This is a genomic window from Pilimelia anulata, from assembly GCF_014647895.1.
Lineage (GTDB): Bacteria > Actinomycetota > Actinomycetes > Mycobacteriales > Micromonosporaceae > Pilimelia > Pilimelia anulata.
Genome location: NZ_BMQB01000004.1, coordinates 251,564 through 273,531 on the forward strand (window position 1 = coordinate 251,564; position 21,968 = coordinate 273,531).

The window sequence follows — 21,968 nt, forward strand, 5'->3', positions numbered from 1 at the left end:
GGCCGCCATAGCGATATATCGTTGATGCATCGCCGTACGTTCGGAGGTGGCCGATGCCGCACGTGCACGTGGGTCCCGGCGAGTGGGCCGGCGACCCGCCGCCGCCCCTCCCGCCGCTGCCGCCCGCACCCCCGCCGCCGCCCCCGCCGGCCGGGCCGCGCCGCGGCGGCCGGGTGCGCAAGGGCGACGTCCGGGCCACCCTGCTGGCGCTGCTCGCCGACGGGCCGCGCAACGGGTACCAGCTCATCCGCGCCATCGCCGAGCGCAGCGGCGGCACCTGGCGGCCGAGCCCCGGCTCGGTGTACCCGACACTCGCCCAGTTGGCGGAGGAGGGACTGCTGACCACCACCGGCGCCGGCCGCGAGCGCCGCTGCCACCTCACCGAGCGCGGCCGGGCGGCGGCCGCCGCCGCGGCCGACGCGCCGCCGGCGCCGGCGTTCGCGCCGCCCGCGGCCGGGGTGCCCGAGCTGACCGGGGCGTACGAGCGGCTGCGCGCCGCGGTGACCCTGCTGGTCGAGGACGGCACGCCGGACCAGCGCGCGCACGCCCGGCGGCTGCTGGACGCCGCCCGCCGCGACCTGTACCGCATCCTCGCCGACGACCTCCCGGCCGCCGCCGATCCCCCGGCCGGCGACCACCCCGACACCGGCCGGCCGGCCGCCGCCTTCCCGGGCGCTCCCGCCGCCGGTGACCCCGGCCGCGCGCCGTGACCCGCACCGTCCCGATTGGAGGGCCGATGACCGGCCAGCCCGTGGCCCCGCCCGCCCCCGGCGCGGCCGAGCCCGACCCCCCGCTGCGCCGCAACCGCAACTTCCAGCTCCTCTGGGGCGGCTCGGCGTTCGCCTTCCTCGGCAAGGAGATCACCGACCTCGCGTACCCGCTGGTGATCCTCGGCCTGACCGGCTCGCCCGCGTGGGCGGGCGCGTTCGGCGGCGTGCAGCTCTTCGTGGCGCTGCTGGTCGGCCTGCCCGCGGGCGCGCTGGCCGACGCGCACGACCGGCGCCGGCTGCTGGTGATCATGGAGACGGTCCGGGTACTCGCCGCGACCAGCGTGCTCGTCGCCGTCCTGCGCGACGCCGTCACGCTGCCGCACCTGCTCGCCGTGGCCGTGCTGATCGGCGCGGTCGCGCCGCTCGGCGGGTCGGCCCGGATGCTGCTGGTCCGGGCGGTGGTCCCGCCGCGGCAGCTCACCGCCGCGCTGACCCGGGAGGAGGTGCGCAGCCACGCCGTCGGCCTGGGCGGCCCGCCGCTGGGCGGCCTGCTGTACGCGACCGCGCTCGCCCTGCCGTTCCTGGCCACGGCGGTCGCGTTCGCGGTGTCGCTGGTCTGCGCGCTGTTCGTCCGGCCGCCCGCGCCCGCCGCCCGCCCGGAGCCCGAGGGGGGGCCGCTGCTCGGCCGGGCGCTGGCCGGGCTGCGGCTGCTGTGGGCGTCGCCGGTACTGCGGCACGGCACGCTGTTCGCCGCCGCGCTGAACATGGTCACCGCGCCGCTGCTGCTCGTCGTCATCGTGCTGCTGCGCCGCGAGGGCGCGTCCGCGACGATGATCGGCCTCACCTCGGTGGGGCTGGCGCTGGGCGGCCTCGCCGGTACGGTCCTCGTCAAGCCGCTGCACCGCGCGCTGCGGCCGGGCGCGCTGATGCTCTGGCTCGGCGGTACGGCCGTCGTGCTGATCGCCGCGCTGGCCCTGCCGTGGGGCGCGTGGTGGCTGGCGACCGCGCTGTTCCTGCTCGGCCTGGGCGGCCCGTCGATGCGGGTGCTCGTGGACATCCTGATCTTCCGCCAGGTCCCGGACGGCCAGCGCGGGCGGGCGGTCACCGCGTTCATGACCGTGCTCGGGGCGGGCGCGTCGGTCGGCGTCCTCGGCTCCGGCCTGCTGCTGGAGCACCTGCCCGCCGCGTACGCGATCCCGGTCCTGGCCGGCGTGCTGGCGCTCGCGGTGGCCCGCGCGTTCACCGATCCGCGCATCCGCGCTACCCAGTGGCCGGGTGCCAGTGTGGAGTGATCCTCATCACGTCCGATCCAATCGGACAGAGTGCGAAATCGGGCGCTAAGGCCGCCCGCGGCGGTGCCGCGAGTGTCCGATCTGTACAAGCGATCATCCCCGCCGGCCGCACCCGGGCGCCGATCGGGGTGGCACGTGGCGGATGCCCCGGCGGCGTATCGGAGGGTAGCGTCACCCCAGCGGCGGGTAGTCGGGGGGTCCGGGTGAGAATTCGCGTACTGGGTCCGGTCGAAGTGGAGCACGACGGCCAGCCCCTGCGGCTGGCCCGGCGGCAGCAGCGGCTGATCCTCGGCATCCTCGCGCTGCGCGCCGACGAGCTGGTCTCGGCCAGCCACCTCATCGACCTGCTCTGGGGTACCGCGCCGCCGCGCCAGGCCCGGGCGGTCGTGCAGACCCGGATCAGCGAGCTGCGCGCGGTCCTGCACGGCGCCGGCTCCGCGGACGTCCGGCTGCACACGCGCAGCGGCGGGTACCTGCTCGAATCCGCGCCCACCGCCGTCGACGCCCGGCACTTCCGCACCCTCGTCCGCGCCGCCCGGGCCGAGCCGGACGCGGCCGCCGCGGCCCGCACCCTGCGCCGCGCGCTCGACCTGTGGCGCGGCCCGGTACTCGGCGGCGACGTCGGCGGCGAGCTGTGCACCACGCTGTGCCAGGGCCTCGAATCGGCCCGGCTGACCGCCACCGAGGACCTGTTCGACGCCGAGCTGCGCTCCGGCAACCAGCACCGGATCGTCGACGAGCTGCTCGCCACCGCCCGGGTCAACCCGGCCCGGGAGCGGCTGGTCGGGCAGCTCATGATCGCGCTGCGCCGGGTCGGTCGCAACGCGGAGGCGCTCGCGTACTACGAGCGGTGGCGGCGCTGGCTCGCCGACGAGTTCGGGGTGGACCCGCAGCCGGAGGTGCAGCGGCTGCACCTGGCGATCCTCCGCGACACCGACCCGGAGGGCGAGGGCGGCCCGGCGGCGCCGTCGGTGTCGGCGCAGCGCCCGTCCGTGCCGCCGGCCCCGGCGGCGGCCGCTTCGGCGGCGTCGGCGGCGGCGGCATCGGCCGCGCCGGCCGCGCGGCGGGTCGCGGTACCGCGACAGCGCGCGGCCGAACGGACCGACGCGGCCGACCTGCGCCGCCCGACCCCACACCCCGCCGTTCCGGCCGGCGCGACCCCACACCCCGCCGCTCCGGCCGGCGCGACCCCACACCCCGCGGCTCCGGCCGGCGCGACCCCACACCCCGCGGCTCCGCCCGCCGCGGCCGCAGCCGCCCGCCCGGCTGCCCGCCCGGCCCCGGACTCGACCCGGGTCCCGGCCCCCGCTGCCCGCTCGGCTCCGGCCGCACCGGAGCGCACCGCTGCGCCCGCCGGCCCGGTGTGGCCCGCGCACGATCCGTCCACTGTGGGTTCGGTGCCCGCGCCGGGGATCGCCGACCCGCAACACCCGGCAATCCCGGCCGAGTCATCGCAACATTCCGCAACCGCGGCCCCGCCGGCCGCCCGACCCGGCCTCGCGGCCGGGCGACCGCCGGCACCGGTCGCCGACCCGGCGGCGGCACCGCTGCACCGGCCCGCACCGACCCCGGCCGCGCCGCCCGCCCACCCGACCCCGGCCGGCGCCGGCCCCGGCGGGCCCGAACCCGAGGCCGCGACCGCCGCCGCCGTACCGCACCTGCTCGCCCCGGCCGCCCCCGACTTCACCGGCCGCGCCGACGAGGTCGCCGAGCTGTGCCGGCTGCTCACCGCGGCCGACCCCGGCCGGGTCGCCGTCGCCGCCGTCGTCGGCCCCGCCGGCATCGGCAAGACCGCCCTGTCCCTGCACGTCGCCCACCGCCTGCGCGCCGCCTTCCCGGACGGCCAGCTCTACGCCGACCTGCGCGACCCGGCCGGCGCCGAGGCCGACCCGTACGAGGTGCTCGGCCGCTTCCTGCGCGCCCTCGGCGTCGCCGCCGCCGCGGTACCGGGCACCCTCGCCGAGCGGGCCGACCTGTACCGCGACGTCCTCGCCGAGCGCCGCGTCCTCGTCGTCCTCGACGACGCCGCGGGCGACGACGGCGTCCGCCCGCTGGTCCCCGCCGGCCGGCACTGCGCGGTCCTGCTCACCGGCCGCGGCCACCCCGGCGCCACCCTCGGCGCGCCCGCGCTCCGCCTCGACCTCCTGCCCGAGCCGGCGGCCCTCGACCTGCTCGGCCGCCTCGCCGGCCCGGACCGCGTCCGGGCCGAGCCCGCCGCCGCGGCCGAACTGGCCGAGCAGTGCGGCCGGCTGCCGCTCGCGCTGCGCGTCGTCGGCGCCCGGCTGGCCGCCAAGCCGCACTGGAGCCTGGCCAAGCTCGCCGGCCGGCTGCGCGACGAGAGCGCCCGGCTGGACCAGCTCCGGTACCGCGACCTGGACGTCCGCACGACCCTCACCCGCGACGCCGCCGCGCTGCCGGCCGACGCCCGCCGCCTCCTCGGCCGCCTCGGCGACCTCGACCTGGCCGAGACGAACGCCTGGCTGGCGGCGGCGGTGCTGGACGTCCGCCCGGCCCGCAGCGAGGCCCTGCTCGAACACCTCTTCGACGCCCGGCTCGTCGACATCGCCGGGGCGGCCGACCCGGCCCGGTTCCGGCTGCACCCGCTGGTCCGGCTGTGCGCCCGCGAGCGGGCCGCCGCCGAGGAGGAGCCGGGGGCGCTCGCCGCGGCCCGGGACCGATACTTCGGCGCCTGGCTGTCCGTCGTCGACCACATCGGCCGGGACCAGCCCGCCGACCCGGGCAGCGCGCTGCGCGGGCCGGCGCCGCGGTACCCGCTCGGCGAGACCGTGCTGGCCCGGCTGGCGGCATCCCCGGCGTCCTGGTTCGCGGGCGAGCGCGCGGCGCTGACCGCGGTCGCCAAGCGCGCCGCCAGGGACGGCCGCGCCGCCGTCTGCTGGGACCTGGTCAGCGGCATCTCCCCGCTGCTGCGGGCGGGCCGGTACCTGGCCGAGTGGCGCGAGCTGCTGATGGTCGCGCTGATCGCCGCGAGCGCGGCCGGCGACCGGCTCGGCATGGCCACGATGATGTACCGGCTGGCCGGCTACAGCGCGGTCCGGCGCGACTTCCCGCGGGCGGAGGAGTACCTGCGCGAGGCCCGCGGCCTGTTCGCCCGTACGGGCAGCGGCGCGGGCCGGGCGGCGGTGGAGGAGTTCACCGCCTCGATCGCCCGGCACGGGGGGCAGCGGCGGCCGCTGCTGCGCGACGGCGCCCTGCCGGACGTCCGCCAGCCACCGGCACCGCTCCTGCACGGCCCCTGCCCGGCCTGACCCGCCGGCCCGACCCCGGGAGGGCTGTGTGGTGATCGACGGCTGGGAGTGGGACGAGTCGCTGTTCGCCGGGGCCGCGCCGTACTACGTGCGCGGCCGCCTGCCGTACGCGCCGGGCTGGATCGACGCGCTGCGCGCCGCCCTCGACCTCGACGGCCGGGGCGAGCTGCTGGACGTCGGCTGCGGCCCCGGCCACGTGACGCTCGCCCTGGCCCCGCTGTTCGCCGGCGCCGTCGGTCTCGACCCGGACCGCGGCATGCTCGCCGAGGCCGCCCGCCGCGCCGCCGCCGGGCCGCCGGCCGGGCCGGCGGTGCGCTGGGTCCGGGCCCGCGCCGAGGACCTGCCCGCCGGCCTCGGCACGTTCCGGGTGATCCTGTTCGCCTCGTCGTTCCACTGGCTGGACCGGGCGGCGGTGGCCGCGGCGGCGCGGCGGATGCTGGCGCCCGGCGGCGCGCTGGTGCACGTCGCCGACCTGAAGGACCCGCCGCCCGCGGCGACCCCGCTGCCGCGGCCGGCGCCGCCGTACCCGGCGATCGCCGCGCTGGTCCGCCGGCACCTCGGCCCGGTGCGCCGGGCGGGCCGCGGCCGGATCGCCGGCGGCACGCCGGACGGGGAGGACGCGGTCATCGCCGGCGCCGGCTTCCCCGAGCGCCGCCGGTACGTGGTCCCGGCCGGGCAGGTGCGCGACCGCAGCGCCGACGACCTGGTGGCGTGGGCGTTCTCCCGGTCCGACTCGGCCCCGCACCTGTTCGGCGACCGCGCCGCGGCGTTCGAGGGCGACCTGCGCGCGCTGCTGCGCGCCGCGGCCCCGGGCGGCCGGTTCGCCGAGCACCTGCCGCCCACCGAGATCCGCGTCTGGCCCACGCCGCGCCGGTGACCGCCGCCCGGCGCGGCTAGGCTGGGCGCCCTATGGCCAACATCGTCAATCTGGACCGCGTCGCCAAGGGCTACGGCCCCGTCGGCCCCCTGCTCACCGACGTCTCCCTCGGCGTCGCCGACGACGACCGCATCGGCGTGGTCGGCCTCAACGGCTCCGGCAAGACCACCCTGCTGCGCCTGCTGACCCGGCAGGAGGAGCCCGACGCCGGCCGGGTCACCCACCGCCGCGACCTGCGGGTGGCCTGGCTGCCGCAGACCCTCGACCTGAACCCCGCCGCCACCGTCCGGGACGTCGTGCTCGGTACCGCGTGGCTGCCCGAGTCGATGGGCGCCGAGCACGAGTGGGCCGGCGACGCCGGCGTCCGGACGATCCTCGACGGCCTCGGCATGGGGTACCTGGGGCTGGACACCCCGGTCGGCCCGATGTCCGGCGGCGAGCGGCGCCGGGTGGCGCTGGCCGCGCTGCTGGTCCGCGGCTCCGACCTGCTCATCCTCGACGAGCCGACCAACCACCTGGACGTCGCCGGCGTGGCCTGGCTCGCCGCGCACCTGCGCGGGCGCCGCGGCGCGCTGCTGGTGGTCACCCACGACCGCTGGTTCCTGGACGAGGTGTGCACACTGACCTGGGAGGTCGCCGACCGGACGGTGCGCGCGTACGAGGGCGGGTACGCCGCCTGGACGCTCGCCCGGGCCGAGCGGCAGCGGGTGGCCGCGGCGACCGAGGCGCGCCGGCAGAACCTGCTGCGCAAGGAGATCGCCTGGCTGCGCCGCGGCCCGCCGGCCCGGACGTCGAAGCCGCGGTTCCGGATCGACGCGGCCAACGCGCTCATCGCGGACGTGCCGCCGGTCCGGGACACCGTGTCGCTCCAGCGGCTCGCCACCGCCCGGCTGGGCCGCCAGGTGTACGAGCTGGCGGACGTCGACCTCGACGCCGGCCCGAAGCCGATCCTGCGCGGGGTGTCCTGGCACGTCGGGCCGGGGGACCGGTTCGCGCTGCTCGGCCCGAACGGCGCCGGCAAGACCACGCTGCTGCGGCTGCTCGCCGGCCAGCGGGGTACCGACGGGGGCCGGTTCACGGCCGGGTCGACGGTCCGGCCGGCCTTCCTCTCCCAGGAGCTGGCCGAGCTGCCCGGCAACCTGCGGCTGCTCGAGGCCGTCGAGGAGGTCGCCCGGCGGGTCACCCTCGGCGGCCGGGACATGTCCGCGGCGCAGCTCGCCGAGGTGTTCGGCTTCACCGACCGCCGGCTGTGGACGCCGGTGGCCGACCTGTCCGGCGGCGAGCGCCGCCGCCTGCAACTGCTGCGGCTGCTGGCCGCCGAGCCGAACGTCCTGCTGCTGGACGAGCCGACCAACGACCTGGACACCGACACCCTGGCCGCGCTCGAGGACCTGCTCGACTCGTGGCCGGGCACGATCGTGGTGGCCAGCCACGACCGGTACCTGATCGAGCGGGTCGCCGACAGCGTGTACGCGCTGTTCGGCGACGGCCGGGTCACCCACCTGCCCGGCGGCATCGACGAGTACCTCGCCCGGGTCGCCGGCACCGCCCCGACCCCCGCGGCGCCCGCCGCCGACCCGGCCGCGCCCGCCGCGCCGGGCCTGTCGGCCGGCGAGGCGCGCGCGGGGCGCAAGGAGCTGGCGCGGCTGGAGCGGCACCTGGGGAAGCTGGCCACCCGCGAGGCGGCGTTGCAGGAGCAGGCCGGCGCCGCGGCGGCCGACCTGGCCCGGCTCGCCGACCTGGACGCTCAGCTCAAGGCACTGGCCGCCGAACGGGAGGCGACGGAGGCCGAGTGGCTGGAGCTGGCCGAGCGGCTGCCCGAGGGGTAGCCGCGGGGGTCGCGGCGCCACCGGCGCGTCCGTACGCAAGAATTGGCCACCGCACACCCCTTGACCCGTTCGGGAGTACCGCATGTCGTCGCATCCCACCGTCGAGAACCACCCGCTGCGTCCGCTGCACCGGACGCTCGCCGGCCTGACCGGCCTGTTCCTGGTCGTGTTCGGGGTGCTCGGCCTGGTCGAGACCGCGGACGCGGGCGCCTTCGACCGGCTGTCGGCGACCGTGTTCGGGGTGAAGACGAACCTCGCATTCTCGGTCCTGGCCCTGGTCGCCGGCCTGGTCGCGCTGGCCGCCACGGCGATCGGCCGCAATGTCGACGCCCGGCTGTACCAGTGGCTCGGGTACCTGCTGTTCGTCGTCGGCCTGGCCGCCGTCGCGGTCATGCAGACCGACGGCAACATCATCAACGCCACCATCACCGGCTGTGTCGTGATCTTCCTGGCGGGCACGGTCCTGCTGGTCGCCGGCCTGTACAGCCGGGTCAGCACCGCCCGCGCCTGACCCCGCCGCCGCCCGCCCCGGCCGCCGTGCCGGGGTTGGGACGGCCCGGGCCGGGTACCCCTCCCCGTAGTCGCATCGGGGGAGGTCAGCCATGCTGCACATGCCGGTCAACCACCCGCTCCGCGAGGTGTTCCGGGCGTTCGCCGGGATCGTGGGCGGGTACGTCTTCGCCTTCGGCGTGGTCGGCCTGTTCGCCTCGTGGGGCGAGCCGCTGTTCAGCCGGGCCGACCTGTGGGCGCTCGGGCTGCGGACCAACCCGGCCTTCGCCCTGCTCTCGATCCTCGTCGGCGGGGTGGTGCTGAGCGCCGCGGTCCTCGGCCACCGGTTCGCCCACTGGGTGAACCTGGTCGGCGGGATCGTCTTCCTCGCCGCCGGGGTGGCCATGCTCGGCCTGATGCAGACGCCGGCGAACCTGCTCAACTTCTCGGTCGCCACCTGCGTCGCCTCGTACCTGATGGGGATGGCGATGCTGCTCGCCGGCCTGTACGACCGGATCGGCTCGCCGGCCGAGGCCGCCGCCGAGGACGCGTTCCGGCACCGGCGGGCGATGGACCACACGGTGCACCCGTGGACGACGGGGGAGTACCCGCACCGCCCGACCGACGGCAGCCGCCCCGACGGCACCCACCGCTTCGCCTGACCCCGCGCCCGGCCGCCGCTCCACGGTGGACCGCCGCGCGGTCCGGGCCGCGCCGCGCCCGCGGCGCGGGACGCGCTAGCGGACGTGCCGGGTGTGCAGCGTCGTCGGCCGCGCCTCCAGGTGGCTCAGGCCGTTCCAGGCGATGTTCACCAGGTGCGCCGCCACCGCCTCCTTGCGCGGCCGGCGCACGTCCAGCCACCACCGCCCGGTCAGCGCGACCATCCCCACCAGCGCCTGCGAGTACAGCTCGGCCAGCTTCGGGTCGTACCCGCGCGCCTTGAACTCCGCCCCCAGGATGTGCTCGGCCTGGTGCGCCACGTCGTTCAGGATCGACGAGAACGTCCCCGACGACGACCCCAGCGGCGACTCCCGGACCAGCACCCGGAACCCGTCGGTCTCCTGCTCGATGTAGTCCAGCAGCGCCAGCGCCGCCTGCTCCACCAGCCGCCGCGGGTGCCCGCCGGTCAGCGCGGCGGTGATCCGGTCCAGCAGCGTGCGGACCTCCCGGTCCACCACGACCGCGTACAGGCCCTCCTTGCCGCCGAAGTGCTCGTACACCACCGGCTTGGACACCTTCGCCCGCGCCGCCACCTCCTCGATCGTGGTGGCGTCGAAGCCGCGCTCGGCGAACAGCTTGCGGGCGGTCGCGATCAGTTGCTCGCGCCGCTGGGTCGCCGACATGCGCACCCGCGACTCGGTCTTCTTCGCCGCCGGCCGCGCGCGGGCGGGCCGCTGCTGCGCGTCGTCGCCGGGGGGTGCGTCGGTGTCCGTCACCCCGCCATCCTGCCAGCCCGTTCACCCGTACGCCGGACATGCCGTCCGCGCCGGGACCGCCGCCGGCGGCCGCCACCGGCGGCGCACGGGTGGGCGGGCGGGCCGGGGGAGGCGCTAGGCTGAGCGGCGCCGATCGGCCGTGGTGTAATTGGCAACACGCGGGTCTTTGGAACCCGTTTTCCAGGTTCGAACCCTGGCGGCCGAGCTTCCTCCCACACCCGGCGGTCCGCGGACCAACCGGGCTCCGGCCGCCCCGACGCGCGGCCCCGGCGGCCGCCGAGGTGATGGCATTGACCCAGCGCACGGTGATCGTTCTCGCGGCCGGGCAGGGCAAGCGGATGAAGTCCGACCTGCCGAAAGTGCTGCACCCGCTGCTCGGCCGCAGCCTCGTCGGGCACGTCCTCGCCGCGACCGCGGCGCTGGGCGCCGCCCGCACGGTCGTGGTCGTCGGCCACGGCGCCGACCGGGTGACCGCCCACCTCGCCGACGTCGCCCCGGCGGCGGGCACGGTCGTCCAGGAGCAGCAGAACGGCACCGGGCACGCCGTCCGGGTGGCGCTGGCCGCGCTCCCGCCGCTGACGGGCACGGTCGTCGTCCTCAACGGCGACACCCCGCTGCTGCGCGCGGAGACCGTCGCGGGCCTGGTCCGCACGCACGAGGAGGCCGGCGCCGCGGCCACCGTGCTCACCGCGGAGGTGCCCGACCCGTACGGGCTGGGCCGCATCGTCCGGGCCGCCGACGGCGCGTTCGACCGGATCGTCGAGGAGCGCGACGCCACCGCCGAGCAGCGGGCGCTGACCGAGGTCAACTCCGGCCTGTACGTGTTCGACGCGGCCCACCTCGCCGCCACCCTGGGCAAGCTGACCACGGACAACGACCAGGGCGAGGAGTACCTGACCGACGTCCTCGGCCTGCTCGTCGGCGCCGGCGAGCGGGTGGCCGCCCACCGCGCGGCCGACCCGGCCGAGACGCTCGGCTGCAACGACCGGGCCCAGCTCGCCGACCTGCGCGCCCGCCTGCGCGACCGGGTGAACCACGCCTGGCTGACCAGCGGCGTGACGCTGCTGGACCCGGCGACCACCTGGATCGACGTCACGGTCAGCCTGGGCCGGGACGCGGTGGTCGAGGCGCAGACCCAGCTCTACGGCGAGACCCACGTCGGCGCCGGCGCCCGGATCGGCCCGGACAGCACCCTGGTCGACACCGTCGTCGGCGCGGGCGCCTCGCTGGTGCGCACCCACGCCACCGGCGCCGAGGTCGGCGAGGAGGTGTCGGTCGGCCCGTTCGCGTACCTGCGGCCCGGCTCGGTCCTCGGCCGCAAGTCCAAGATCGGTACGTTCGTCGAGACCAAGAACGCCCGGCTCGGCGAGGGCGCCAAGGTCCCGCACCTGTCGTACGTCGGCGACGCCACCATCGGCGAGCACACCAACATCGGCGCGGCGACCGTCTTCGTCAACTACGACGGCGTCGCCAAGCACCACACCGTGATCGGCCGGCACGCGCGGACGGGGGCGGACAACATGTTCGTCGCGCCCGTCCGGGTCGGTGACGGCGCGTACACGGCGGCGGGCTCGGTCATCACGGCGGACGTGCCCCCCGGCGCGCTCGGCGTGGCCCGCGGGCAGCAGCGCAACATCGCCGGCTGGGTGGCCCGCCGGCGACCCGGTACGGCCGCCGCCGACGCGGCCGACCTGGCGGCGGGCGGCGGCGCACCGGCCGACCCGACGCGCGGCGGCGACGCCGACCGGCCGGCGGGCAGCGACTCCGCCGAAGGGTCGACGACCGCCGCCGAGTGACCCGTGCCACATCGATGAACCGCTCTGTCGATCATGGTCGTGGCCAGGGCAGACTTCGGTGCGCACCGCGCAACCCCCCGACGCGTTGAAGGAGTGGGACGGACCTGATGGGCAGCATCGTCGCGGAGAATCGCAAGAGCCTGATGCTCTTCTCGGGGCGGGGTTTCCCCGAGCTGGCGGAGGAGATCGGCGAGGTGCTGGGGATCGCGCCCACGCCGACGGACGCGTACGACTTCGCCAACGGCGAGATCTTCATCCGGTTCAAGGAGTCGGTGCGCGGATCGGACGCCTTCGTCGTCCAGTCCATCACGCACGGTGTCAACACCTGGATGATGGAGACCCTGATCATGGTCGACGCGCTCAAGCGCGGCTCGGCCAAGCGGATCACGGTCGTCCTCCCGTTCTACCCGTACGCCCGGCAGGACAAGAAGCACCGCGGCCGGGAGCCGATCTCCGCCCGGCTCGTCGCCGACCTGCTCAAGACCGCCGGCGCGGACCGCATCCTCACCGTCGACCTGCACACCGCCCAGATCCAGGGCTTCTTCGACGGCCCGGTCGACCACCTGTTCGCGATGGAGACCCTCGCCTCGTACGTCGAGGGCAAGTACGCCGGCCGCAAGCTCACCGTCGTCGCCCCGGACTCCGGCAGGGTCCGGGTCGCCGAGCGGTGGACCGACCGGCTGGGCGGCTCGCCGATGGCGTTCATCCACAAGACCCGCGACCCGCTCAAGCCGAACCAGGTCGTCGCGAACCGGGTCGTCGGCGACGTCGAGGGCCGGGTCTGCCTGATCGTCGACGACATGATCGACACGGGCGGGACGATCGCCAAGGCCGCGGACATCCTGTTCGACTCGGGCGCCGCCGACGTGCTGGTCGCCTCGACCCACGCGGTGCTGTCCGACCCGGCGACCGAGCGGTTGAAGAACAGCCGCATCTCGGAGATCGTCGTGACGAACACGCTGCCGCTGCCGTCGGAGAAGCGGATGGACAAGCTGACCGTCCTCTCGATCGCCCCGCTGCTGGCCCGGGCGATCCGCGAGGTCTTCGACGACGGCTCGGTGACGACGTTGTTCGGGGGGCTCAGCTAGGGCCTCCTCGGCTGCGCCGTCGGGTGTTTCGGCCTTCGGCCGTTTCTTCCGGCCTTGCGGCCGGGATCGGGGCTGCACCACCCGCGCAGGGCGGTCAGGCTTGATCCCTGCGCGGGTGGCGCAGCCCCGATCCCTTCAGCCGGAACCGTCCGTACGCCGCGGCCTTTGAGTCGCCGGCACCGTGGCTGCTGCCGGGCTCGGGACGGGCATCGGGTGATCACGTACGCGTTGGCCTTCGCCCCACGGGCCGTCCAGGTGATCTCTTGCTCGATGTCCGTTTCGCGTACCGCCGGCGTTGGCGGAAGTGGTCAGAGTGTCGGTAGTAGCGAGCTACGGCATAACGCACGTTCGAAATTGAGTGGCCCGCGCGCGGGCATTGCCCGCACTGCCGCGCGCGGGCATACTGGGTACATGACGGTGCAGGATTTCCGCCCGGTGGGCGAGGTGACGGCCGGAGGGCGCGCCCGGGTGGCGCTGGGCTCGATGGGCGTCAAGGACGGGGACCGGTTCGCCGTAGCCACCAACGCTGACGGTCAGTACCTGCTGACCCCGGTGGTGAGCATCCCCAAGCGCGAGCTGATCGTCTGGGAGAACCAGGAACTGGCCGCCAGCCTCGCCGCCGGTATCGCCGACGTGCGCGCCGGCCGCATCGGCCCGCCGCTGGAACTCGGCGACGACGACGCTGACGACGACCTCGACGGGGAGTGAGCGCCCCGCCGTTCGTGCTGCGCCCGTCGGAGCAGTACGCCAAGGTCATTGCCGAGTTGGAGAGAAAGCCGAAGCAGAACGCGGTCAAGCTCAAGGCAATCCGCAAGACACTGCGTTTGTTGCAGGACTTCGGCCCCCGGTATCCGAGCCTGAACGCCCACCAGTACAGCTCGCTGCCCCCGGTCATCCCGGGGGAGCCGGTGTGGGAGGTGTCCGTGCAGAACCGCACGCCGGGCGCTTGGCGGCTGTTCTACTGCCACGGCCCCGGCTCGGACGAGCTGACCCTCATCACTGTCGGTCCACACCCGTAGGCAGACGCGTGGGTCACCGCCCGGCCCTGCATGCCGCTCGACTCCCACAGCCGGGGTTGAGCGGCGTGCCCGTCCGTGTCGCCGTACCGACCTCCCGCGCGGCGACTACAGGTAGCCCTCCGATGGCATCGCGCCGACGTCCAGGGTCTCCCACTCACGCATCCAAGCCGCCGTTGCGTTCGGCGTCAGCCACGGCGGCGGCGTGAGGTGTGCGTGTGCCTCGGTCAGCCGCAGCGAGACGGTGACGACGAACTGGTGGCAGAACTCGACGTCTTCCGCTCCGGGGGCATAGCCCTTCGGTGCCCGGTACTTCCGCTGCCCGCCGAAGAAGTCGATGTGGTGTGGGGTGAGGCTGGCGAACCGCAGGTAGGCGGCGTAGTCCAATCCGAGCGCGGTGATCCGGGCAGCAGCCTGTAGCTGCGTGACGATCTCGGTGACCTGATGGAGCTGCCGGGCGACGGCGCGCGGCCGCTGCGCATCGGCGCTGACTCCACGCTCCCGGCGGGGTCCTTGTAGCACGCGAACAAGATCATCAAAGCTCGAACGGTGCCGGAGGTTATCACCGAAGCGAAGTGGTGACACCTCCCGCTGGTCGGAACGGCGTGGGGTGAGCAGGAGGTCGTACGCGTCGGACAGGGCAACCATCGCGCCGGTGAAACTCCCCTCGCCGGCGGCCGCTTCCGCCACGCGAACCAGTTCGCGCACCATCTCCTGTTCGATGACGTCAGCCATCGACACCTGCGCGTAGTCCACGCCGAAGACGATCTGGGTGTTGGCGGCGAAGAAAGTGGCCGTGTCCTCCACGATCTGGTTGATCGTGGCCGTGTTGGGGTGCGCGCCGTGATGCTTGAGCGCAATCCGAACCCTGTTGAGCCGTGTCATTCCCTGCTTGCCCGCGAGGTCCACGCCATCGGCGCACTTAGCCGGGCTCAACGCATCCCAATACCTCTCGAACTCCCGGCTACCGGGACAGCCGACATGTTCGCCGGCCAGCAGCAGGAACGCCTCCACCGCGTCGTGCAGCGTCATCACCGCGGACGACGACTGAGGATCGGGCAGGCGGGATTGCTGCACGCCCTGGTGGTGCAGGAAGCGGATGAACGCTAGCCGACTGACGATCTTCTGGGTGAGCGGCACGGCAGTTCCTTGTTGGAGGGTGTGGGTGTCGGCAACCGTAGCGACCACGTCGTTGACCGACCCCTCGCCACGCCCAGCCGTCCCGTGATGTCCCGGCCCGGACGGTGCGGCTACTCGTTGACGAGCATGGTGGCCGCGTACACCGACAGGTCGGCGCGCAGGCGCAGCTACCGCACGGCAGGCCGCCAGGCGGCCGGTCGTCGCGGCGCTGTCGGTGGAGACCTCGAACACGACAGGCATCGCCGGCGTGTAGGCCTGTGGCTGACCGTTGGTCCATGGGGCCCGCCCACAATGCGGGCAGCGGGTACCTGCCCGGATGGATGATATCGCCGCCTCGGGCAGGCGGCGGGCGGACCGGGCGGGGGCGCAGCGCGGCGGCCGCCGTTCTCGGCGACCACGCCCTCCGAGGCCGGTTGCGGTCCAAGGCGAGGTCATCCACTCCGGCGGCGTCGCTGGGCGACCGCGTCGGCCGGCTCGGGCAAACAGCCCTCGTCATCTCGTACAAGCCGGGGGCCGCTTCGCGGCAGTTGCCGGGTGTACCGGGTACGGATCGGCCGGGCTGTACGGGCCGTGACGGTTGAAGGGAGTTGGGCTGCTGTACCCGCGCAGGGATCAAGCCTGACCGCCCTGCGCGGGTACAGCAGCCCAACTCCCGGCCCGCCGCACCCCACCGAACGCCCCACCGCCCCACCGAACCCGGCCTCGCCCGACTGGGCGCGCCACCCCCACCGGCCGAGCAATCGGTGAGCCGACCGGGCAGCCCGAAGCCGGCCGCAGCCCGACCCCGGCCCCGCCCGCGTCGGACCGGAATCGGGGCGAAAGGCCAGGTCGGGGAGGGGTCGGAGGGGCAGGGGGATGAGGTTGGGGGACACGCCGGTGGGGGACTTGCGCGTGTCGGGGTTGGTGTGAGGGGCGCCGGCCGGGTCGGGTACGCTGGGCAGGTTGCCACGGCGAGGGTGCCCAGCGGGCCGCGCCAACGCTCACCACGACCGATCCGCCGCTCGGCGGCCGGGGTCGGCGGTGGGCGCCCGGCCCCGCGCGGACGCACTGTGATCGACGCGGTGCTCCGGGCTGGTATGTCCCGCGCGCCCCCGCCCGGCACCGCCATCGACCTCAACGCAGCCCGAATCAGCATCAGGAGTTCTCCCGTGTCCGAGGTAAAGATCAGCGCCGAGCTTCGTACCGAGTTCGGCAAGGGCGGTGCCCGGCGTACCCGCCGCGCCGGCAAGGTGCCCGCCGTGCTGTACGGCCACGGCGAGCAGCCCAAGCACATCTCCCTGCCCGCCCGGGAGTTCGCGGCCGCCATCCGCAACGGCGGCATGACCCAGGTCCTGAACATCGACATCGCCGGGGACGCCACCACGCTGGCGCTGCCCAAGGCCATCCAGCGGGACCCGATCAAGGACTCGTTCGACCACGTCGACCTCATCATCGTCAAGCGCGGCGAGCGGGTGACCCTGGACGTGCCGGTGCAGCTCACCGGTACCCCGGCCAGCAAGACCCTGGTCGTCGTCGACAACGCGACCGTGTCGGTGGTGGCCGAGGCGCTGCACGTGCCCGAGCACCTGGAGGCGTCGATCGAGGGCGCCGCCGCCGGTACGCAGGTTCTGGCCGGTTCGCTGGTCCTGCCCAGCGGCGTCGAGCTGGCGGCCGAGCCGGACCTGGTCCTCGCCGTCGTCTCCGCCGCCCTCACCGCCGAGCAGCTCAGCGGCGAGTCGGCCGAGCCGGCCGCCGAGGGCGAGGCCGCCGCCGAGGCGTGACCCCGCGCCCGGCGGGTGTCGGGCTGCGTAGTTCGTTCGCAGAGGGCAGACTCCCGGTGGGGGTCTGCCCTCTGCGCCGTACGAGAGGTGGGAGATGGCCGAGGACGCGCCGTGGCTGGTCGTCGGGCTGGGCAACCCGGGTCCGGAGTACGCCGGGCACCGGCACAACATCGGCTTCCTGGTGGTGGACCTGCTGGCGCGGCGGCTGCGGGTCCGGCCGGGCCGGCACAAGCGGGCCGTCGCCGAGGTCGCCGAGGGCCGGCTGGGGGTGGGCACGGACGCGCCGCGGCTGGTGCTGGTGAAGCCGCTGACGTACATGAACCTGTCCGGCGGGCCCGCCTCGGCGCTGCTGCGGTTCTACGGCGGCACGCCCGACCGGGTGATCGCCGTGCACGACGAGCTGGATCTGCCGTACGGGCAGGTCCGGGCCAAGAGCGGCGGCGGCGAGGGCGGGCACAATGGACTGCGCTCGCTGAGCCGATCCCTTGCCACGCGCGACTACCTGCGAGTACGGTGCGGCATCGGCAGGCCCCCCGGTCGGCAGGATGCGGCTGACTACGTATTGTCCAACTTTTCCTCGGTCGAGCGTAAAGAGATAGATTTTTTGATCGACAGAGCGGGCGATGTGGTGGAGTCGCTGATGACCAAAGGGTTGGAGCCAACGCAGAATATGTTCCACGGCATTTAGGGCGTTACGCCCCGGTCCGCACGCCCGGGGAGTCCGCCGTACGCCCGATCGCCGTGTCACGCGAACGGCCACGTCCGTTGGTTCGCGTGGATGCAGCCGGCGACGAAGCGCGCAGGGGATGGCGCGCGGGGGAGGGCAGCAGTGGGCCGCCAGACGATCGGTGATGACGCCGCGCCCGGAACCGGGCCGGCGCCCGTCCCGGACGACGACACGTTCCTGCTCGCCGCCATCCGCGAGGACCATCGCGCCGGGCCACCCGGGGCCCGCCGCCCCACCGACGCAGATCCCCTCCACGCGCGCCCGGCCGAGCCGGGCGCGCGTCGGGTCCCACCGGGCTCCCGCCTCGCCGACCCGGCGCTGATCGCCGCCGTCGGCCGGGCCACCGCGCCGACCACCGTCCGCCCGCGCACCGGCGACGACGCCGTGTTCGCCGACCCGCGCCCCGCCGCCCTGTACGGCGGCGCCGACCACCGCCCGCCCGGCGCCGACCACCGTCCGCCCGGCGACCTCGTCCGCCCGCGCCGCGGCCCCGGCCGGATCGACCCCGCGCTGCACCGCCGCTCCGGCCCGCCGCCGCACGACCGCCGGACCCGCTGGCAGCGCCGGTACGTCGCCGCCCTCGTCGCCGGCGACCTGGCCGTCGGCGCGCTGGCCGGCGTACTCGCCTTCGGCGTCCGGTTCGGCGGCGACGTCACGTCGTACAACTGGCCGTACATCCTCGCCTCGGTGCTGCTGCCGGTCGCGCTGGTCGGGGTCCTGGCGATCGCCAAGGCGTACGAGCGCCGCTTCCTCTACGTCGGCAACGACGAGTACCACCGGGTCATCCGCGGCGGGCTCAGCCTGACCGCGGCCGCGGCGATCGTGTCGTACGCGTTCGAGATCCAGCTCGCCCGCAGCTACGTGCTGGTGGCGCTGCCGCTGGCCACCCTGGGCGTGGTGCTGGTCCGGTTCGCGATCCGCAAGAAGCTGCACCGGTACCGCGGCCGCGGCCGATGTCTGCGCCGCGTGCTCGTCGTCGGGCACGAACTGGCCGTCATCCACCTCACCCGGCAGCTCAAGCGCGAGCGCTTCCACGGCCTCCAGGTCGTCGGCGCCTGCCTGCCCGCCCGGCACGACGGCCAGGTGGGCCTGCCGGTGTACGGCAGCTTCCACGACGTCGCCGAGGCCGTCGACCACGCCGGCGCGGACACCGTCATCGTCCTGTCCTGCCCCGAACTGGACGGCCAGCACCTGCGCCGGCTCGCCTGGCAGCTCGAACGCGACGACGTCGACCTCATCGTCGCCAGCGCCCTGATCGACGTCGCCGGCGGCCGGACCACCATCCGCCCGGTCGACGGCCTGCCCATGCTGCACGTCGACCACCCGCGCCTGTCCGGCGCCGCCCGGGTGGTCAAGGAGATCGTGGACCGGGTCGCCGCCGCCGGCCTGCTCCTGCTGTTCGCCCCCGTCCTGCTCGGCGCCGCCGCGGCGATCCGGTTGAACTCGCGCGGCCCGGTCCTGTTCCGCCAGGTCCGGGTCGGGCGGACCGGTGAGCCGTTCAAGATCTTCAAGTTCCGCAGCATGTACCTCGACGCCGAGGCCAGGCTGGCCGGCATGCGCCACCTGAACGAGTACGACGGCGTCCTGTTCAAGATGCGCGAGGACCCCCGGGTCACCCCGGTCGGCCGCTGGCTGCGCCGCCTGTCGGTCGACGAGCTGCCCCAGCTCCTCAACGTCCTGCGCGGCGACATGTCCCTCGTCGGCCCCCGCCCGCCGCTGCCGGAGGAGGTCGCGGTGTACCCCGACGACATGCGCCGCCGGCTGGCGGTCAAGCCCGGCATGACCGGGCTGTGGCAGGTCTCGGGCCGCTCGGACCTGCCGTGGGAGGAGGCCGTCCGCCTCGACCTGCGGTACGTGGAGAACTGGTCGCTGACCTTCGACCTGGTCATCCTGCTGCGCACGGTCACCGCGGTGATGCGCTCGTCCGGCGCATACTGACCGCCCCGGCGCACGGCGCGTCGGCCGGGTCGGTCGGTGCGGGGCGACGGTCCGGGCCGCGGCGCGGCAACGGGCTGGCGGGGGTTCGCTAGGGTGCGGCGGTGGACATCGGTGATGTGGTCGTGCGCGCGGCGCGGGTGTCCGACGTGCCGGAGCTGGTCCGGCTGAGCGGCATCATGTACGCCGAGGCCCCCTGCCACGGCTCCGCCGCGCCCGGCCCGTGGCAGCAGGCGGCCGCCGCGACGCTGCGCCGCGTCCTCGCCGGCCCCGACCCCGACTGGGCGATCGCGGTCGTCGACGGCGACCGCCCCGGCGAGCTGGCGAGCTGCGCGATGGGCGCGATCGAGCACCGGATCGCCAGCCCGCGCGTCCCCGACGGCCGCGCCGGCCACATCTTCAACGTCGCCACCGACCCCGGCCACCGCGAGCGCGGCTACGCCCGCGCGTGCGTGGAAGCGATCCTGCGCTGGCACCGCGGCCGCGGCGCCCACCGCGTCGACCTGATCGCGACGCCGGCGGCGGCCCCGATGTACCGGACGATCGGCTTCGACCCGGAGATCGGCGGCGAGGCCCTGCGCTGGTACGCCGACACCCCGCTACCGTCCGCCGACGACTGACGCGGGCCGCCGCGCGCCGAGCCGGCGGGCCGTGGTCCGGCGGGCGGTGGTCCGTGGGCCGTGATCTGGCGGGTGGTGGTCCGTGGGCTGTGGTCTGACGGGTGTGGTCCGTGGGCCGTGATCTGGCGGGCGGTGGTCCGCGAGTCGTGGTACGGCGGGCTGCCGGACGGCCTCGGCTCGGCGGGCCGTGGTTCGGCGGGCCGTGGTTCGGCGGGCCGTGGTTCGGCGGGCCGTGGTTCGGCGGGCCGTGGTTCGGCGGGCCGTGGTTCGGCGGGCCGTGGTTCGGCGGGCCGTGGTTCGGCGGGTTGTGGTCCGGTGGATTGTGGTCCGGCGGTCAGCGGCGGAGGAAGGTCCAGGCGTCGCCGATCATCCCGGTCAGCGTCGGCCGCCGCGGCACCCAGCCGAGTTCGGCCCGGGCCAGCTCCGCCGACGCGACCAGTGTCGCCGGGTCGCCCTCCCGCCGCGGCGCGATCCGCACCGGCACCGGGTGCCCGGTCACCTCGCGGACGGCCTCGACCACCTGCAGGTTGCTGAACCCGGTCCCGCTGCCCAGGTTGTACACCCGGTGCGCGCCCGGCGCCGCCGCATCGAGGGCGAGCAGGTGCGCGGCGGCCAGGTCCGCGACGTGGATGTAGTCGCGCACGCAGGTGCCGTCCGGGGTGTCATAGTCGTCCCCGTACACCTCCAGCAGCTCCCGCTCACCGGCCGCCACCTGCAACGCGATCGGGATCAGGTGCGTCTCGGGATCGTGCCGCTCGCCGATCATGACGTCGTCGCGGACCAGCGCGCCGCACACGTTGAAGTACCGCAGCGACACCGCCGCGACGCCGTACGCGTGCACCTCCGAGGTCAGCGCGTGGTCGAAGGCCAGCTTCGTGGCACCGTACGTGCTGGTCGGCGCGGTCACGGCCGACTCCGGGATCGGGACGGCGACCGGGTTGCCGTACACGGCCGCGGTCGACGAGTAGATCAACCGGGGGACGCCGGCGGCGCGGGCGGCGTCGAGCAGCGCCAGCGAGCCGACGACGTTGGCGTCCCAGTACAGCTCCGGCCGCACCATCGACTCGCCGGCGGCGATGAGGCCGGCGAAGTGCAGTACGGCGTCGAACCGCGAGCCGGGGGTGAGGACGCGGGCGGACTCGGCCAGGGACGCGGTGACGAGGGTGGCGTCCTTGGGTACGGCGTCGGCGTGGCCGGTCCGCAGGTCGTCGAGGACGACCACCTCGTGATCCGCGTCGAGCAGCAGCCGGGTGACGACGCTCCCGACGAACCCGGCCCCGCCGGTCACCAACACCCGCACGCCAACCCCTCCTCGCCTACCTGTCCGCCACCCTAGCGACCGTCGGTGAGTGGGGTGATCGTCGGACCAATGGATGTTCTGTGAGTTTCTCGGGGGCGATCCGCGGTGGGAGGTCGTGGGCGAGGGGCACGCAGGGGGCTGGGGTCGGTCGTAGTATTCAGTACGTTGGGTGATTTCGATCTCCGCCGGACGACTGAATGAAATTGAGTACTGCCAGCCCCAAAGCACCAGGTCAGCAAGTGTGCTCCCCGCACGCGCGGGGATCTTCCCAGCCCGGAGCCGCCCCGGCTTCGCTAGTCGTCGTGCTCCCCGCACGCGCGGGGATCTTCCCGGAGCACCTCGACCGGGTCCTGGCCGGACTGTGCTCCCCGCACGCGCGGGGATCTTCCGCCCAAGACCCCAGCACCGACCCCGGACACCGAGTGCTCCCCGCACGCGCGGGGATCTTCCCGACCCGGTCCGCTGGCCGGACCTGATCGGCCCGTGCTCCCCGCACGCGCGGGGATCTTCCGGGCCTGGGCCTGCTCACGGCCGGGGCGCTCGGGTGCTCCCCGCACGCGCGGGGATCTTCCCCGGACGGCGCAGCGGCCGCCTCGACGGTCGGTGTGCTCCCCGCACGCGCGGGGATCTTCCCTCTGATTGAGATGCACGAAGAGGCCGCCCAGCGTGCTCCCCGCACGCGCGGGG

The 21,968-nt window shown here is 75.2% G+C and carries 18 protein-coding genes, 1 tRNA gene and 1 CRISPR repeat array (1 of these 20 cut by a window edge); of the genes, 16 read left to right on the plus strand and 3 right to left on the minus strand.

Annotated features, from left to right (window positions below):
* Window positions 1-53: 53 nt before the first annotated feature.
* From IEY94_RS11335 to IEY94_RS11365, 7 genes are all read left to right on the plus strand, one after another.
* A complete protein-coding gene (locus IEY94_RS11335; RefSeq protein ID WP_189170070.1) occupies window positions 54-710 on the plus strand; it encodes a PadR family transcriptional regulator in 657 nt (218 codons plus the stop codon).
* Between the two features lie 26 nt (window positions 711-736).
* The gene (locus IEY94_RS11340) at window positions 737-2,002 is read left to right on the plus strand and encodes an MFS transporter (RefSeq protein ID WP_189170071.1); all 1,266 of its coding nucleotides are present in this window, start codon (window positions 737-739) and stop codon (window positions 2,000-2,002) included.
* A gap of 203 nt (window positions 2,003-2,205) precedes the next feature.
* Window positions 2,206-5,268 carry an AfsR/SARP family transcriptional regulator gene (locus tag IEY94_RS23985; RefSeq protein WP_189170072.1) on the plus strand — a complete coding sequence of 1,021 codons (3,063 nt, stop codon included), beginning with the start codon at window positions 2,206-2,208 and terminating at the stop codon, window positions 5,266-5,268.
* Between the two features lie 28 nt (window positions 5,269-5,296).
* Window positions 5,297-6,145 (plus strand): class I SAM-dependent methyltransferase, encoded by an 849-nt coding sequence (locus IEY94_RS11350; RefSeq protein ID WP_229783606.1) that lies wholly within the window; start codon window positions 5,297-5,299, stop codon window positions 6,143-6,145.
* A 32-nt stretch (window positions 6,146-6,177) separates the two neighbouring features.
* Window positions 6,178-7,974: an ABC-F family ATP-binding cassette domain-containing protein gene (locus tag IEY94_RS11355; RefSeq protein ID WP_189170073.1), complete on the plus strand. Its 1,797-nt coding sequence runs from the start codon at window positions 6,178-6,180 to the stop codon at window positions 7,972-7,974.
* Between the two features lie 82 nt (window positions 7,975-8,056).
* Window positions 8,057-8,485 (plus strand): DUF4383 domain-containing protein, encoded by a 429-nt coding sequence (locus tag IEY94_RS11360; protein ID WP_189170074.1) that lies wholly within the window; start codon window positions 8,057-8,059, stop codon window positions 8,483-8,485.
* A 91-nt stretch (window positions 8,486-8,576) separates the two neighbouring features.
* A complete protein-coding gene (locus IEY94_RS11365; RefSeq protein WP_189170075.1) occupies window positions 8,577-9,125 on the plus strand; it encodes a DUF4383 domain-containing protein in 549 nt (182 codons plus the stop codon).
* A 75-nt stretch (window positions 9,126-9,200) separates the two neighbouring features.
* On the opposite strand, the gene IEY94_RS11370 is transcribed toward IEY94_RS11365, so the two are convergent.
* A complete protein-coding gene (locus tag IEY94_RS11370) occupies window positions 9,201-9,899 on the minus strand; it encodes a TetR/AcrR family transcriptional regulator (protein WP_229783608.1) in 699 nt (232 codons plus the stop codon).
* A 133-nt stretch (window positions 9,900-10,032) separates the two neighbouring features.
* On the opposite strand from IEY94_RS11370, the gene IEY94_RS11375 reads away from it, so the two are divergent.
* The 5 genes from IEY94_RS11375 to IEY94_RS11395 all read left to right on the plus strand — a co-directional run bounded on the left by IEY94_RS11375 (window position 10,033) and on the right by IEY94_RS11395 (window position 13,802).
* A tRNA-Gln gene (locus IEY94_RS11375) sits at window positions 10,033-10,104 on the plus strand.
* 79 nt (window positions 10,105-10,183) lie between these two features.
* Complete coding sequence (gene glmU / locus IEY94_RS11380) at window positions 10,184-11,695, plus strand: bifunctional UDP-N-acetylglucosamine diphosphorylase/glucosamine-1-phosphate N-acetyltransferase GlmU (protein WP_189170076.1); 1,512 nt, start codon at window positions 10,184-10,186, stop codon at window positions 11,693-11,695.
* A gap of 107 nt (window positions 11,696-11,802) precedes the next feature.
* Window positions 11,803-12,783 carry a ribose-phosphate diphosphokinase gene (locus tag IEY94_RS11385; RefSeq protein ID WP_189170077.1) on the plus strand — a complete coding sequence of 327 codons (981 nt, stop codon included), beginning with the start codon at window positions 11,803-11,805 and terminating at the stop codon, window positions 12,781-12,783.
* Between the two features lie 411 nt (window positions 12,784-13,194).
* Window positions 13,195-13,491, plus strand: coding sequence for a hypothetical protein (locus IEY94_RS11390; protein WP_189170078.1), 297 nt, complete (start codon window positions 13,195-13,197; stop codon window positions 13,489-13,491).
* A gap of 56 nt (window positions 13,492-13,547) precedes the next feature.
* Window positions 13,548-13,802: a hypothetical protein gene (locus IEY94_RS11395; protein WP_229783610.1), complete on the plus strand. Its 255-nt coding sequence runs from the start codon at window positions 13,548-13,550 to the stop codon at window positions 13,800-13,802.
* Between the two features lie 105 nt (window positions 13,803-13,907).
* Here IEY94_RS11395 and IEY94_RS11400 read toward each other — a convergent pair whose 3' ends face one another.
* The gene (locus IEY94_RS11400) at window positions 13,908-14,939 is read right to left on the minus strand and encodes a hypothetical protein (protein WP_189170080.1); all 1,032 of its coding nucleotides are present in this window, start codon (window positions 14,937-14,939) and stop codon (window positions 13,908-13,910) included.
* 1,148 nt (window positions 14,940-16,087) lie between these two features.
* Between IEY94_RS11400 and IEY94_RS11405 the strand changes: the two genes are divergently transcribed.
* The 4 genes from IEY94_RS11405 to IEY94_RS11420 all read left to right on the plus strand — a co-directional run bounded on the left by IEY94_RS11405 (window position 16,088) and on the right by IEY94_RS11420 (window position 19,981).
* Window positions 16,088-16,699: a 50S ribosomal protein L25/general stress protein Ctc gene (locus IEY94_RS11405; RefSeq protein ID WP_189170081.1), complete on the plus strand. Its 612-nt coding sequence runs from the start codon at window positions 16,088-16,090 to the stop codon at window positions 16,697-16,699.
* 94 nt (window positions 16,700-16,793) lie between these two features.
* Complete coding sequence (pth, locus tag IEY94_RS11410; RefSeq protein WP_189170082.1) at window positions 16,794-17,387, plus strand: aminoacyl-tRNA hydrolase; 594 nt, start codon at window positions 16,794-16,796, stop codon at window positions 17,385-17,387.
* 141 nt (window positions 17,388-17,528) lie between these two features.
* Window positions 17,529-19,364, plus strand: coding sequence for a sugar transferase (locus IEY94_RS11415; RefSeq protein ID WP_306341603.1), 1,836 nt, complete (start codon window positions 17,529-17,531; stop codon window positions 19,362-19,364).
* A gap of 101 nt (window positions 19,365-19,465) precedes the next feature.
* Window positions 19,466-19,981 (plus strand): GNAT family N-acetyltransferase, encoded by a 516-nt coding sequence (locus IEY94_RS11420; RefSeq protein ID WP_229783612.1) that lies wholly within the window; start codon window positions 19,466-19,468, stop codon window positions 19,979-19,981.
* A gap of 334 nt (window positions 19,982-20,315) precedes the next feature.
* Here IEY94_RS11420 and galE read toward each other — a convergent pair whose 3' ends face one another.
* Complete coding sequence (gene galE / locus IEY94_RS11425) at window positions 20,316-21,281, minus strand: UDP-glucose 4-epimerase GalE (RefSeq protein ID WP_189170084.1); 966 nt, start codon at window positions 21,279-21,281, stop codon at window positions 20,316-20,318.
* A 241-nt stretch (window positions 21,282-21,522) separates the two neighbouring features.
* A CRISPR array of direct repeats spans window positions 21,523-21,968; the repeat unit is 28 nt; unit sequence GTGCTCCCCGCACGCGCGGGGATCTTCC; it runs 130 nt beyond the window's last position.

Bases quoted from the DNA above. Each gene is read 5' to 3' on its own strand.
- pth (WP_189170082.1), top strand. From the start codon at position 16,794: ATGGCCGAGGACGCGCCGTGGCTGGTCGTCGGGCTGGGCAACCCGGGT.
- IEY94_RS11365 (WP_189170075.1), top strand. From the start codon at position 8,577: ATGCTGCACATGCCGGTCAACCACCCGCTCCGCGAGGTGTTCCGGGCG.
- IEY94_RS11355 (WP_189170073.1), top strand. From the start codon at position 6,178: ATGGCCAACATCGTCAATCTGGACCGCGTCGCCAAGGGCTACGGCCCC.
- IEY94_RS11340 (WP_189170071.1), top strand. From the start codon at position 737: ATGACCGGCCAGCCCGTGGCCCCGCCCGCCCCCGGCGCGGCCGAGCCC.
- IEY94_RS11335 (WP_189170070.1), top strand. From the start codon at position 54: ATGCCGCACGTGCACGTGGGTCCCGGCGAGTGGGCCGGCGACCCGCCG.
- IEY94_RS11360 (WP_189170074.1), top strand. From the start codon at position 8,057: ATGTCGTCGCATCCCACCGTCGAGAACCACCCGCTGCGTCCGCTGCAC.
- glmU (WP_189170076.1), top strand. From the start codon at position 10,184: ATGGCATTGACCCAGCGCACGGTGATCGTTCTCGCGGCCGGGCAGGGC.
- IEY94_RS11390 (WP_189170078.1), top strand. From the start codon at position 13,195: ATGACGGTGCAGGATTTCCGCCCGGTGGGCGAGGTGACGGCCGGAGGG.
- IEY94_RS11385 (WP_189170077.1), top strand. From the start codon at position 11,803: ATGGGCAGCATCGTCGCGGAGAATCGCAAGAGCCTGATGCTCTTCTCG.